This window comes from Sphingobium sufflavum (assembly GCF_021403115.1).
Classification (GTDB): Bacteria; Pseudomonadota; Alphaproteobacteria; order Sphingomonadales; family Sphingomonadaceae; genus Sphingobium; species Sphingobium sufflavum.
This window is the reverse complement of sequence record NZ_JAJSSH010000007.1, coordinates 121118-134352: the sequence shown is the minus strand read 5'-3', so window position 1 is coordinate 134352 and position 13235 is coordinate 121118. Positions and strand designations below refer to the sequence as shown.

The following is a 13235-nucleotide window of genomic DNA, read 5'->3' as shown; positions in this document are numbered from 1 at the left end:
GCGGCGTGACGGAAAAACAGGGCGGCTTTCGCGAGAATATCGTCCTCTATGGCGCGTTGCTTGCCAACATTGGGATCGCCATCGCGAAATTCGCGGCGGCCGCCATCTCCGGCTCGTCTTCCATGCTGACGGAGGGCGTGCATTCACTGGTCGACAGCGGGAACCAGATATTGTTGCTCTATGGTCAGTCGAAGTCAAAGCGCCCGTCGGATGCAACCCATCCCTTTGGCTATGGACGTGAGCTGTATTTTTGGGCGTTTGTCGTCGCGATTCTGATTTTCGCCGTAGGGGCAGGTGTCTCCATCTATGAAGGCTGGCTGCACATTGCCGATCCGGAGCCTTTGCGCGATCCGACCATCAACTATGTCGTCCTGGGCATCGCCGTTCTTCTGGAGGGCAGTTCATGGGCAATTGCTGTCCGCGCGTTCAACGGCCAGCGTGGCGCGAGTGGCTGGTGGCAATCGATCCGCCGGTCCAAGGATCCGGCCGGTTTCATCATCCTGTTCGAGGATAGCGCGGCGCTGGTCGGCCTCGGAATCGCGGGGCTGGGTGTCTGGGCCAGCCATCATTATTCCGATCCCCGTATCGACGGCATGGCCTCCATCGCCATCGGCCTGATCCTCGCCGCCGTCGCAGTTTTGCTCGCACGCGAAGCCAAGGGGTTGCTGATCGGTGAGAGTGCGGATTCTGCCCTTATCGCGACACTCTGGTCGATACTCGACGAACGGCCACAGATCAGCGCGGTCAATCATGTGCGCACCATCCATACGGCGCCCGATGCAGTGTTCGTGGCGATCAGTGCCGACTTCGCCGATGACCTGCTCATGGGCGACGCGGAGAGCCTAATCGAAGGTATTGAGCGCGAGATGAAGGCGCGGCTGCCCGCACTCACCTCCATCTATATCCGCCCTGAGAAGCAGGCGGATGCCGTACGGCAGGCCAAGCCGTTCTAGGGCTTGGAATCAGAAAGCAGCTCAGCGACCGCTTCCACCGGCGGCACGAAACTCACTTGCGCCAGTCGCCATGCACGCTCTTTTTCGCTGGGCCAATAACGGCGCGGATGCTGCCAGTCCTGCGGCGAATGCGCGCCATGAACCTCCGCACGGATGAGACGACCCGTCTCACGCAGCCGTACGGTGGTGCCGGGAAACTCCGCCTGCAAATGCTCGCACAGGGCCTGTGCATCCTCCGACAACGCTGGTTGCGACAAGGCTCTGGGCGCGCCGTCCACCAGTTCGGCAGTCGAGGAGCGCAGCGCCTTGACGCCATCATTGATGACAGCGACCGAGATGATGGCAGCCGCCAGCGCATCCGCCCACCACCAGCCCAGGCCCAGACCGATGATGCCTGCAAGTCCCGCAGCGCCCGTCAGCCAGTTCGCCTTGTTCATGAGCGCGTCGGTGTGCAGCAGCTTGTCGTTCAACTCTTCCGCCAGCGGTAGTTCCTTACGACCGATGAACAGGGGCGGGATGAGCGAGTAAATCTGCGCCGCGATCATCAGCCAGCCCAGCCAGATATGCTGTCCGAATAGCACAATGGACCCCACTGTTGCATGCTCGGTCGCTATGAGGGACATGATCGCATTATAGAGGAGCAGCGCCCCAACCGCCGTCAACGCAACCGCCGCCACAAAAAAGCCAAGGCCATTCACCCGCTCGAAACCGAAGGGGAAATGTGCCGATCGCGTGCCGCGCAGCTCCATATGGGCTGCGATCACGAACATGATCGGCGGTACGACGCCGAGCGTATCCTCGACCCAAGCCGTCTTCATGGTTTGGCTCTGGCCGAGGACGAGGCCCATGGTTACGATGATCGTGGCGGTCCAGAACAGGTTCCAATATTCCAGCCGGATCGCCTTGCGCATCGTGGCGGCCAGTTCGTCGGGAAGGCTGTTGTCGCTCATTCCGCCCGCGCCTCCTGCGATACTGTTCGGGCGGCACGCTCGGCCAGCATGATCCAGCGATTCTCGCCATTGCGCGCTGCCGCCTTGATCTCAATCTCCCCCGCGCCGCGTGCGAGCGGCGGGCCGAAGGCGACGTCGCCCGCCCATGGGCTGTCTTTCTCGAATGGGCCAATGAGCAGGTCGATCTGTCCGTCGCGCACCTGCGCGAGCAAGGGTTCGGCAGCCCCCGACCGGAGGATGATGGCGGCATGGGTATCGCGCGCCACTTCTTCGAGAAAGCGGCGGACCACTGGAGGAGGGGAGGCGCCGTCCACCCACCCCACCGTCAGGCGATGCTGCTGCCGGATGCGGTCGAGCGTGCCGTCGGGATCGCGGGGAAGACTGTTGCAGCCTGCCAATAGGGTGAGCGCGAGAGCGGGAAGGTATCTCATTACAAGCGCGTAACAGGCGTACAGATGCCCCGGTTTCGGCGCGGAACGCACACGCGCCTGCCACGTTCTCGCAACGAGACAAGAAATGATGTGGTTGGGAAATGAAATGGTCATATGAGGGGGATCATATTGGGCGCTATGGCGCTGGTCGCGACGCCGGTATGGGCACAGGGGCCGCAGACCGCGCCTTCGCCGCATCTCCGCGAGTTATGCAGCGAGCGTCCGGGCCTCACGACCGCAGCCTGCACCGTCGATCCCGGCCATGTTCAGGTCGAACTGGGTTTCGGCAACTGGACCCTCGACAGAAACAGCGATGAGCGCGAGGACAGGATAGAAGCCGGCGATATCCTCATCCGCTATGGCCTCGGCAAGACGACCGAATTGCAGATCGGCGGGATCGCCTATGGCCATGTCAGGACGCTGGACAGGACAGATGGCTCGGTCCGGACGGTGCAGGGCGGAGGTGACGTCACCATCGGTCTCAAACAGAATCTGCGCCATCCCGCCGAAGGCAAGACAGGACTGGCGATGGCGGTCCTCACCTATGTCACGCTGCCTACCGGCAGGCAGGATGTGGGGGAGGGAGACTGGAGTGCGGGACTGATTATGCCCTTGAGCTACAAGGTGAATGACACCCTCTCTTTCGCTTTGTCCCCGGAGGCCGATGCGGCGGTGAACGAGGGTGGCAGGGGGCGGCATCTTGCCTATGGTGCGGCGGCGGCCGTGCAGGTCCATCTGACCGAAACTCTCCGCCTGTCGCCGGAAGTGCAGTTCATCCGCGATGATGATCCGCAGGGGGCCGTGACGCTCAGCACGGCGTCCCTCTCACTCGATGTTCGTGCGGGCAAGATGACCCAGTTCGATGTGCAGGCGGTTGCGGGGCTGAACCGGGATACACCGGACCTCAAACTCTCCTTCGGCGTCGCGCACAAATTCTAGAGTATTTTCAAGTTGACCGTTTACGGTCAACGGCTTGGAAAATCCGGCATCAAAGGACAGGAGCCTTTTCGCTCATAGTGAAAAGGCTCTAGGCGCTGTCGGGATCATCACCGTTCCTGTCGCTGCGCATCTGCCCATGGGCGAGGACGGCGAACAGGCCGGTGCCGCCGATGATGTTTCCCGCCAGCGCGGGCAGTGTGAAATCGGTCAGCATCTCGGCGAATGTGATCCGCCCGCTGAGCCACAGGAAACTCGCCTGCGACGATCCGGTCACGACATGGCTGAACCCGCCCAGCCCGATGACATAGGTGAGGAGGCAGATCACCCAGAACTCGCTGCCCTTTGCATTGGGCAATATCCAGGCCAGAGCGGCCATGATGAAGCCCGCCGGTATGCCCAGCGTTAGCGTTTTCATCCCCTCCTGCACCTCCAGCTTGCCGAGGATGTCGATGGCGGCGAGCCGCTGTTCGTCGGACAGCACCACCTCACCCGCCATCAGCGCACTCACGATGGTCACGCCGACCAGATTGGCGGCGAGGACGCACGACCATAGCCGCAGCAGGCGGCCCATGTTGGCGATGCTGGGATGGGTGGCGACCGGCAGGACCGCCGTCACCGTGCTTTCGGTGAAGAGCTGAAGGCGCCCCATGATGACGATGATGTAACCGACCGGATAGCCTAGCAGATAGACCAGCGGCGCCCATTCGCTGTCGGGAAGATGGTGGCGAAGGAAGAGTTCGCTCATCAGGGAGAGGTTGATGGCGAGACCCGCCGCCAGTGCGGAGAGCAAGAGGGAGAGGGCGGGGCGTTTCAACTCCTCCTCGCCCTGAAGCCGCACGACCTCATGCACGACCCGCGTCGATCCGGCCCGCCGTTTCTCGACGTCGCGCGCCTCCTGCCGGCTCAGATCCTCTTCAGGCTCGCTGTTGTCCGGCTCCGATGTCTCACCCATGGTCGCTCTCCTGCATCATTCCCGAAAGAGCACCGGCGTCTGGGGTGAGATCATCTGAGCAAGCCGCGCCACGTCCCAGTTGCTCAGGCGGATACAGCCATGGCTTTGCGACCGCCCGATACGCGAAGGCTCGGGCGTCCCGTGGATGCCATAATGGGGCTTGTCGAGGTCGATCCACACGACGCCGACGGGGTTGTTGGGACCGGGCGGAAGGACTGCCTTCTTGTCCCCCTCCGATGCATCCCAGAACAGCTCCGGGTTGTAGTGATAGGTCGGCAGGAAAGCGGTGCCCTTGACGATCCAGTTGCCGATGGGAAGGGGATCATGCTCGCTCCCCATGGTGGCCGGAAATTGCGCGACGAGCCGGTCCTGTGCGTCATAGGCTTTCAGGACGCTGTGCGATTTCACCACCACGATCTTCGCCGCGACGGGCTGCGTCGCGCCGACATTGAGCGTCGCCAGCATCGCGCGCCACTCCGGTGACAGGCTTTCGGCATAGGCGCGGTCGGACGGGATGACGCCCGGCAGCACCAGTTCCATTCCAGCGCGCGGGCTTTTAAGAGCCGGGTTCAGGGCGAGCAGCATCTGCGGCGTCGTGTGGAAACGTTCGGCCAGCCGTTCGAGGAGATTGCGGTAGCCGAGGTAGGGCAGGGCAGCCTGCGCCATCATGTCGCCGGGGATGTCTGGCGTGAAATTCTCGGCTAGGGCATCCTCCTTCAGGATCATCCGGACCAGTGTCGGGGCATAGTCCCTGTTCAGCGCGCTCCAGCTGGCGTCATCCAGCTGGCCGGTGGCGGGAAGGCCGCGCGATTGCTGGAAGCCTGTCAGCGCCACCGCCAGAAAATGGCCCTGCCTGCCATCGAGGGCGCCGGGCGCGAAGCCCGCGCGATCCAGCAGGACCTGCGCCTTCAGCACGGGAGAAATACGCTCGATCGCCGCTGAGGGGGACTGGCCTGATGGAGACTGAACGGGAGCAGGCGCACGGGCGGAAGCGGCGGCGTTGAGGCCAAAGGCGGATAAAATCAGACAGTTAGCCAAAAGTCGTATTTTCATGCGGCCCTGCGATCCCATATATTAAGGATAAAGCAACGCACGGGTGCGACTTTTATCTCCCTGTCGCAATGGGACGAGCCACATAGATGATGATGGATAGACGCGCGGTGCTGCTGGGCGCCGCCGCCTTGGGTGCGTCGCAGCTTTTTCCGGCGACCTTGTGGGCGGCCATCCCGGAACGGCGGCTGTTTCTGCGCAACAGCCATAATGGGGAGAGGGCGGACGTCTGCTACTATTCGGGGGGCGGGCTGCGCGCGGATGGTGTCGCGGAGCTCAACCATTTCCTGCGGGACTGGCGCACGGGTGATGTCACGCGGATGGACACGCAGTTGTTCGACACGCTCGTCCAGCTACACGCCGCCACCGATGCGGACAGGCGCGCGCCGTTCACCCTGATCTGTGGTTATCGCTCGCCCAAGACCAATGCCCGTATGCATGCGCGTAGTTCCGGCGTCGCGTCGCAGAGCCAGCATATGCGGGGCAAGGCGGTGGACATTAATTTGAAGGGCGTCCGCCTCGCCAATCTGAACAAGGCGGCCCTGTCGCTCCGCGCAGGCGGTGTCGGCTATTATCCGGGCGATAATTTCGTCCATGTAGACACGGCTGCCGTGCGCCACTGGCAGGGCTGACGGCACCGTCCTTCAGGGACCGATGTCGCCGCCTGCCGCCTTGATCCGCGATCCCCGGCCTGCCGGGAAGCCGAGCGCGACCGAGACCCTGTCGTTCCAGCCATAGGGATCTGCCCGAACGATAGGCTGTCCGTCGCCATCGAAGATCACTGTGCGGTAGAGGAGGCGGACGGGGATTTCTCTGGGCAGGTGAACGAACGTTTCCTTCCCCGTGGCCCGCGCCTTGTGCCACTGGTCGAGGATGCCCGCATCGCTCGCCAGCATCTCCGCAAAGCCCAGCGCATCGTCAACCCGCACGCAGCCATGGCTGCGCTGGCGTTGAACCTCTGCAAATACCGTTTTGGCGGGCGTGTCGTGTAGGTAGATCTGATGCTCGTTCGTCATGTCGAACTTGACGAGGCCGAGCGAGTTTTTGGGACCTGGCAGTTGCACGATGCGGCCATTCTTGCGGGTCATGTTGTTAAGCGTCAAATAGCCATCGTCCTTGCCTGCAATCTCCTTCTTCTCGATGGAGACAGGCACCGTCCATGTCGGGTTGGCGACCAGCCTGAAGATGGGGGAGCCGAGCTGCGGGGGCTCCGTCTCCGGCTCACCGACGATCACCTTGCGGCTGTCCACGATCTTGCCGTCGCGCCAATAGTCGAGCCGGGCCGCCGCGACATTGACGTCGATCCGCGTGCCCGGCGGCGTGCGGTCGAGCCAGCGCAGCCGCTCCATGGCCACGGCGATGGCGCGCGCCCGGTCGCTGTCGGAGAGGTTGAGGATTGCGAAGGCCTCCGGGCCGATCTCGCCATCGGGGTCGATGCCATAGTCCACCTGCATGTGCTTGACGGCCTCGACCATCGCATCGCTGTAGCGGTCGCCCTGGGCCTGTCGGGCATCGAGATAGTCGGAGGCGACGAGTTGCCGCGCGATGGCAGGTATGCGGGGGTCGGATGCGCCGGGCTTCAGCGGGTCGGTCAGCGCGGGGATGGCGGTGCTGGGCGCACCATCGCCATTGATGAGCTTGCGATAGGCTTCGGAGAGCGTCCTGTAGCTGTCGGTCTGCGGCGCGAGGCTGTCGAGCCATTCGGAGAGCTTGCCGCTGGCGAGGGCGTCGGCCAGTCCGCGTCGGAGGTCGGGGGCGGGGCGCGCCACCGTATAGATTTCGTAGAGTTTCGCAGGGTCGGTCGCGCCGCGTGACAGAGCGTTGGCATAACGCAGGGCCATCCGGGTAAGGGCTGCAGGATCGGTGGCCTTTTCCTCGAAATTCAGATGGTTGAGACTATGCTCCGCACAGCGAGCGATGATGGCGTTCAGGTCGCGGGTGTTGGCGTCATTCCATTCGGGCTGTCCGGGGGCGGTTGTCGCCCGGTCGGTCATGCCCATGTCGCAGGCTGTGAGCGCAAGGGATGAAGTCAAAAGCGAAACGACGATCAGAATCTTGCGCACTCGCATCTCCCCGCACCTGTCGTCATTCAACGCGGGAGGCCGTTATAGGCGCCCTGACTAGTGTGAGGATGGGGCGAAAGTGATCGCCAACATAGAATGGAACCACCGACGGGAATGGCGGTTTGGATGCCGCGAGTGGAGGCATCATGAGTGATTTCGAATATCTGCGTCATCGGCTGGAGGAGGAGGATGAGAAGGCGAAACGGATGGTGGGCACAGAGGCCGAATTGATCCACAGGTCACTGGCCGCGATTTACGCTAAGAGGGCCTTGGTCGCATTGGAGCGGTCCGCAGGGAATGACGAGGGAGATGCTTTTAAGCATTCCCTTTGACCCCGGCGAGGCGGTGCGTTGCGCGGCATCGCAGAGTTCCGGTAGAATTGAACGAGGCCCCGCCGGATGCAGTCCATAGCGGGGCCTCGTTGCCTGCTCACCCTCGTTGAGGCCATGAGGCGAGTGAGCAAGTCTCGAAAAACTCCACAGGCGGCGGGACCGTCCGGCCCCGCCCGCCGATCATCAGAAGTGGAAGACAGCGCCGCCCATCGGACGGATGCTGTTGAAATCGAAGGTCTGCACTTCGAGGCGCAGGCGCACGCCGCTGTTGCCGGTAATGCCGCCAAGACCGATGTCCTTGGGACCGACCTCGACACCCAGACCATAGATCCAGTCGTCACGGTCGCCAAAGCCGCGGCGGCCATTGACCCACTGATAACCCATGCTGGCGAAAACCATGCCGCTTTCACCGGCGCGTGCGCCGACGCGGCCCTTTACGCCATATTCCCAGTCGATGTCGCCAAAGCCCTTCGTCGCGTTGCCCTCTACACCGGCGACGACGGGGCCGAGCGGGATGTTGACGCCCGCAATGCCGCTGACCAGCGCACCGTCGAAGCGGCCGCGTGTGGGCGAGGAACCGAACTCGCTGTTGCGGTCGAAACTGTGATAGCCGCCGAGGATGCCCACATAGGGTTCTATGCCGAAGGCGCGGGTGCCGTCGGGTGCGCGCGCGGCGTCGTCCGGCAGGTTGCTGGTGGTCGTGTCCTGCGCCCAACCGGTTGCGGGCGCGAGGATGGCAAGCGTGGCTGCCAAAGCCAAAAGCTTCTTCACTCTATTCTCCTGATATGTGCGATGCGAATGCGCGTGATTTTTCTGGCGCTTTTCGCATGTCGACCACCTGTAAGGGTGGTCGGCATGGGCAGGCTTAACGGCCGCACGCGATGTTCGATCCCGACGCCGCTGTGAAAATCGGGGGGAGTTGTAACGAAGTCCCGTACTGTGTCTTATTAGTCACAATATGGGGTGGGTCAGGACAGAGGCTGGATTCTCATCCCGGCTTCCCGTTCCTCGGTCAGAATCTGCCACCCCGCCAGAAACAAGGCCGCGATGACCGGACCGAGCACGATGCCGCTGAGGCCAAAGACCTCGATCCCGCCCAGCGTCGTAACGAGCACCAGCCAGTCGGGAATCCCGGTGTCGCGTCCCACGAGGATCGGCCGCAGCACATTGTCGGCAAGCCCGATCAGCAGTACGCCGGACAGGACGACGACGATGGCCTGCCAGATCGCGCCGGTCGCCAGCAGATAGGCGGTCACGGGAATCCACACGATGGCCGGGCCGATGGCGGGCAGAAGCGCCGCGATGGCCATCAGCGATCCCCACAATATCGCGGCCGGCAGTCCCACCGCCCAGAAGGTCAGGCCGCCCAGGGCCCCCTGCGCCAGCGCCACGATGCCCGACCCCTTGATCGTCGCGCGCACCACGGCGACGAAGCGTTCCGCCAGATTCTCCGCCACCCGCCGTTCCAGCGGCAGGGCGCGGACCAGTGCCGGACCGATATGCTCGCCATCGCGCAGCAGGAAGAAGGTGACATAGAGGCCTACACCGAAGGCAAGCAGGAAAGACGCCGTGTTCCTGCCGATGGCCAGTGCCTGCCCCGCGATCATGTTGACGCTGTTGCTCACCACCTCCGTCACCCGGCGCTGCGCTCGCTCGAACGTGTCGAGTCCCGAATTGTCGAGAAAGCCCTGTATCCGCCATGGCAGTGCGTCATGCACCCGGCGGAAATAGGTCGCGAAGTTGATCTGGCCGCTGCGCAGCTGCTCATAGACGCCCGCCGCCTGATCCACGATCAGCGTGGCGAGAATGAAGGCGGGCACCACCACCGCAAAAGTGATGATCAACAGGGTGATGGCCACCGCGCTGTTACGATGCCCCGGCCAGCGGCGCAGGAGGCGCTGGAAAAGCGGTTGGAACAGCAGTGCCGCCAGAGCGGCCCACAGGAGCGCACCAGCGAAACTGGACACCACAAGGGCGAGGGCAATGGTGGCGGCGGCCAGAAACAGGATCAGGCCGCCATTTTCGACATGTGCTTTATTCAGTGCCAATTCGCCCTCGTCTTGTGCGCGTTATCATCCCTTGCCGGCTGTCATGCCAATGAGCGCAGCGACGGCTCCCGGTCATAGAAGCGCCGTGCCGCTGCCGTGACAAACGCCTTTTCCGATCCAGTGGCGCCCAGTCCGGTTACGCCCTCGTCCGGCGTGACGCCCGCCTTTTCCAGCAGGGGTCGGGCCTCCGCACTGGCGCCGATCGCCTTGAGATGACCGAATGCATCCATCACCCACTGGACGGCCGCTGCTTCCTTCAGCAACGCGGCGGTTCCGGCGTCCGACAGGACCACGGCTACCGCATCGAAAATCTGCGAAGGTGATCCTGCAAGTTGCCCATCCGCCTTCTGCACGCTGCCATCGGATAATTTTGCACCGCCGACTTTGGGCGCCACGATCACGGCCTTGCCCTTGGCCTTTTCGATAGCGGTAACCAGTGATTGCAACGTGGCGGCGTCCGTCCCGTCGGCGATCAACAGGCCCACCGCACGGCCTTCCAGCAGAGGTTTCATGTTCTTGTGAATCGACAGAGCGTCGGAGGGTGCATGATCCACCGGCTCGCGCGCGGCCTTTGCCTTCTTGGGCAGGGGAATGCCGAGGCCGTCCGCTACCCGCTTCGCGAAACCCTCGTCCACATTGCGCAGGTTGGCGATCATGCGCGGCGGAACCTGATCCAGTTGCGCCACCTTGGACAGCTCGAATACGAAGGAGGAGGCGATATGCGCCTGCTCGCTTTCCGTTTGCGATTTCAGGAAAAGGCGCGCCTGGCTATAATGGTCCGCGAACAGTTCGGCCCGCACGCGCAACTTGTCGCCCGCCTCATCCGGGCCGCTAGCGGCGTTGATGGTGGTAAAACCATGCGCCGCGCTTTCCCGTGGTCCGCCGTCCTCGCCATGGGCGGCGAGGCTGTTCGGTTCATAGTTTGCGCGCCCCTTCGGCACCTGCGTCTGCATCAGTCCGTCCCGCTGGAAGTTGCCGAACGGACAGCGCGGCGCATTGACCGGAATCTGGTGGAAATTGGTCGTCCCCAGCCGCGATTTCTGCGTGTCGAGATAGCTGAACAGTCGCCCCTGCAACAAGGGATCGTTGGAGAAGTCGATGCCCGGCACGATATTGGACGGCAGGAAGGCGACCTGCTCCGTCTCCGCGAAGAAATTATCGACATTGCGGTTCAGGACCATCCGCCCGATGATCCGCACCGGCACATCCTCCTCCGGGATCAGCTTGGTCGCGTCCAGCACGTCATAGGGCTGGGCGTCGGCGAACGCCTGATCGAAGACCTGGATGCCCAGTTCCCATTCGGGAAAGTCGCCCGCGTCGATCGCCTCGAACAGGTCGCGGCGGTGATAGTCATTGTCGGCTGCCTGCAATTTCAGCGCCTCGTCCCAGATGGTCGACTGGATGCCCAGCTTCGGTTTCCAGTGGAATTTGACGAAGCTGGACTGACTCTTTGCGTTGACCAGCCGGAACGTGTGGACCCCAAAACCCTCCATCATCCGCAGCGAACGGGGCAGGGTGCGGTCCGACATCGCCCAGAAGAGCATATGGGTCGTCTCCGGCATCAGCGAGGCGAAGTCCCAGAAGGTGTCGTGTGCGCTGCCCGCCTGCGGATAGGCGCGGTCGGCCTCCATCTTCACCGCATGGACGAGGTCGGGGAATTTGATCGCATCCTGAATGAAGAAGACCGGGATATTGTTGCCGACCAGATCCCAATTGCCCTCGCGCGTGTAGAATTTGACGGCGAAGCCGCGCACGTCGCGCGGGGTGTCCACAGACCCCGCGCCGCCCGCAACCGTGGAGAAGCGTACGAACACTTCGGTCTTCTCGCCCTTGGTGAACACCGCCGCGCGCGACAGGTCGGAGATGTCGTCGGTCGCCTCGAAATATCCGTGCGCACCGGAGCCGCGGGCATGCACGATCCGTTCCGGGATGCGCTCATGGTCGAAGTGGAAGATCTTCTCGCGGAGGACGAAATCCTCCAGCAGGGTCGGTCCGCGCGTGCCTGACCGGAGGCTGTTCTGATTGTCGGATATGGGTACGCCGTGATTGGTGGTCAGCACGGGGGCGTTCCCCTCCGCCTGCTGGTGCGTCTCTCCGCCGTTGCCGCTGCTCTGCTTGATGCTGTCCGCCATGATGAGTCCCCGAAGTCCAGAAGTCGACTGTGGGTCTCAACGCCGCGGTCGGAGCTTATGTCCAAACTTTGTCTTCAAAAATTGAGGTCTTGAGACATTGGACGTGCTTCGCGCGGCGAAGCGAGCAATTTGCTCCTGCCTTCGGTGAAAGCCCGGAGGTGGGGCGTGGAAACCTCAACCTAACAAACTCGGTCGATTTTTCGGCCGGGTGGCATGCGCGCATGTCCAGCCGGCTTGCCGGTAAAGGCGCATGCGCCTGACTGTTAGGCAGGTTTCCAACATCCGGCTTCGGCCGTCGCCCCGAGAGGACATAGGAGCGACGAATGAGGCCAGCGCTGACGTCGCTCTGAACGAGGGAGTGTCAGTGTGATGGATTATCGGCCGATCAAGCCTGCAAGTGGGCCGCATCCCAATGCGCATCTCGCGCGGGATTCCAACCTCATCGAGAAAGCACTCGAATTTCAGCTGGTTGGCCAGATTATGGCGCGGCTTCTGCTACGCGGCCATCGCAGTGAGGTGCTGCATTCGGTCTGCGACCGGGATGGCTATGATATTGTCATCGAAGCTAAGGGCATCGTCCGCCATATCCAGCTCAAAGCCATTGTCCAGGGCGGGAAGCGCGCCAATGTGAGCCTGCCAGTCGGGCTCGGGCGCAAGCGCTCAGGCTGCGCCGTCGTCATGGGCTGGGACCAGAATGTAATCCAGCCAGTGGGCTTCCACTTCTTCGGCGGTTTGCCCGGCCAACCCCTTCCTGATCTGGGAGCAAAGATAACTAATCACACACGGGGCAAGAAGAAGCCTCGCTCCGAGCATGGCAACATCGGCCTCGGCAAATTCATACGTCAGGCTGACTCGATATGCTGATCGATCGCCTCTTCGGCGCGGAGCCGGTATGGGAACGCCAGATGCTTGTCGCGCATATGGCGACGATCCGGATCGTCGCTAACGAGCGATGGGCGCGGGATGTTCGGGACGGCGTTTTTGCGGCGATCCCGGAAGATCTGAACTGGGAAGGGGCACGCGAAATGGCGGTTTTGTGGCAAATTACGTATGCGCCGCGCATTGAAGGGAACAGGCAGAATAACGCCTGTTCCCTTCGTCATTTATGCCCGTTGTCTCGTGAATCGGGGTCCTGTTATTACCTGTTTTGTGACAATGGCCAATCGCCTTACTTGATCTATAAAATCATGAAAAAACATAGCCATATACGCTTATAAGGCTGTTCCACGCCGAATATCGACCGGGCTTTTTTTTGAATTGAGAAGTATTGGCGATCAGCCGGCCTGGGCGGTCATATCCCTGCAAAGACCGGTTTGCTCAGGACTGCGCCCCGCACCATTATTTTTATCATTATAGAACTATATCTTGTTGGACATTGCCTTCGA

14 protein-coding genes are annotated in these 13235 nt (G+C 62.4%); 6 read left to right on the top strand and 8 right to left on the bottom strand.

Annotated elements, in window-relative coordinates; translation table 11 throughout:
• Nucleotides 1-5: 5 nt before the first annotated feature.
• Nucleotides 6-953 carry a cation diffusion facilitator family transporter gene (locus LWE61_RS11890; RefSeq protein ID WP_407696228.1) on the top strand — a complete coding sequence of 316 codons (948 nt, stop codon included), beginning with the start codon at nt 6-8 and terminating at the stop codon, nt 951-953.
• Here LWE61_RS11890 and LWE61_RS11885 read toward each other — a convergent pair.
• Nucleotides 950-1903 carry a cation transporter gene (locus tag LWE61_RS11885; protein WP_234150284.1) on the bottom strand — a complete coding sequence of 318 codons (954 nt, stop codon included), beginning with the start codon at nt 1901-1903 and terminating at the stop codon, nt 950-952. The genes LWE61_RS11890 and LWE61_RS11885 overlap by 4 nt on opposite strands.
• On the bottom strand, nt 1900-2334 hold the full coding sequence (locus LWE61_RS11880) for a hypothetical protein (RefSeq protein ID WP_234150283.1): 435 nt from the start codon (nt 2332-2334) through the stop codon (nt 1900-1902). The genes LWE61_RS11885 and LWE61_RS11880 overlap by 4 nt, the downstream gene beginning before the upstream one ends.
• Before the next feature lie 114 nt (nt 2335-2448).
• Between LWE61_RS11880 and LWE61_RS11875 the strand changes: the two genes are divergently transcribed.
• Nucleotides 2449-3273 carry a transporter gene (locus tag LWE61_RS11875; RefSeq protein WP_234150282.1) on the top strand — a complete coding sequence of 275 codons (825 nt, stop codon included), beginning with the start codon at nt 2449-2451 and terminating at the stop codon, nt 3271-3273.
• Between the two features lie 88 nt (nt 3274-3361).
• On the opposite strand, the gene LWE61_RS11870 is transcribed toward LWE61_RS11875, so the two are convergent.
• Both LWE61_RS11870 and LWE61_RS11865 read right to left on the bottom strand, forming a co-directional pair.
• On the bottom strand, nt 3362-4225 hold the full coding sequence (locus LWE61_RS11870) for a formate/nitrite transporter family protein (protein ID WP_234150281.1): 864 nt from the start codon (nt 4223-4225) through the stop codon (nt 3362-3364).
• A gap of 15 nt (nt 4226-4240) precedes the next feature.
• Nucleotides 4241-5278: a L,D-transpeptidase family protein gene (locus LWE61_RS11865; RefSeq protein WP_234150280.1), complete on the bottom strand. Its 1038-nt coding sequence runs from the start codon at nt 5276-5278 to the stop codon at nt 4241-4243.
• Nucleotides 5279-5364: 86 nt separating this feature from the next.
• Here LWE61_RS11865 and LWE61_RS11860 point away from each other — a divergent pair, with 86 nt between their 5' ends.
• Nucleotides 5365-5907, top strand: coding sequence for a YcbK family protein (locus tag LWE61_RS11860; protein ID WP_234150279.1), 543 nt, complete (start codon nt 5365-5367; stop codon nt 5905-5907).
• Between the two features lie 12 nt (nt 5908-5919).
• Here the strand turns inward: LWE61_RS11860 and LWE61_RS11855 are convergent, their stop codons facing one another.
• Nucleotides 5920-7344: a L,D-transpeptidase family protein gene (locus LWE61_RS11855; RefSeq protein ID WP_267961699.1), complete on the bottom strand. Its 1425-nt coding sequence runs from the start codon at nt 7342-7344 to the stop codon at nt 5920-5922.
• Between the two features lie 140 nt (nt 7345-7484).
• Here LWE61_RS11855 and LWE61_RS11850 point away from each other — a divergent pair, with 140 nt between their 5' ends.
• Complete coding sequence (locus tag LWE61_RS11850) at nt 7485-7670, top strand: hypothetical protein (RefSeq protein ID WP_234150277.1); 186 nt, start codon at nt 7485-7487, stop codon at nt 7668-7670.
• Between the two features lie 183 nt (nt 7671-7853).
• Here the strand turns inward: LWE61_RS11850 and LWE61_RS11845 are convergent, their stop codons facing one another.
• The 3 genes from LWE61_RS11845 to LWE61_RS11835 form a co-directional block, all read right to left on the bottom strand.
• Nucleotides 7854-8441 carry an opacity protein gene (locus tag LWE61_RS11845; RefSeq protein ID WP_234150276.1) on the bottom strand — a complete coding sequence of 196 codons (588 nt, stop codon included), beginning with the start codon at nt 8439-8441 and terminating at the stop codon, nt 7854-7856.
• Between the two features lie 197 nt (nt 8442-8638).
• On the bottom strand, nt 8639-9718 hold the full coding sequence (locus tag LWE61_RS11840; RefSeq protein ID WP_234150275.1) for an AI-2E family transporter: 1080 nt from the start codon (nt 9716-9718) through the stop codon (nt 8639-8641).
• Between the two features lie 41 nt (nt 9719-9759).
• Nucleotides 9760-11850, bottom strand: coding sequence for a catalase (locus LWE61_RS11835; RefSeq protein WP_234150274.1), 2091 nt, complete (start codon nt 11848-11850; stop codon nt 9760-9762).
• 366 nt (nt 11851-12216) lie between these two features.
• Here LWE61_RS11835 and LWE61_RS11830 point away from each other — a divergent pair, with 366 nt between their 5' ends.
• Entirely contained in the window at nt 12217-12714 is a 498-nt protein-coding gene (locus LWE61_RS11830) for a PDDEXK-like family protein (protein WP_234150273.1), read from the top strand.
• Nucleotides 12708-13067: a hypothetical protein gene (locus LWE61_RS11825; RefSeq protein WP_234150272.1), complete on the top strand. Its 360-nt coding sequence runs from the start codon at nt 12708-12710 to the stop codon at nt 13065-13067. Before LWE61_RS11830 ends, LWE61_RS11825 begins: the two co-directional genes overlap by 7 nt.
• The last annotated feature ends 168 nt before the right edge of the window (nt 13068-13235 follow it).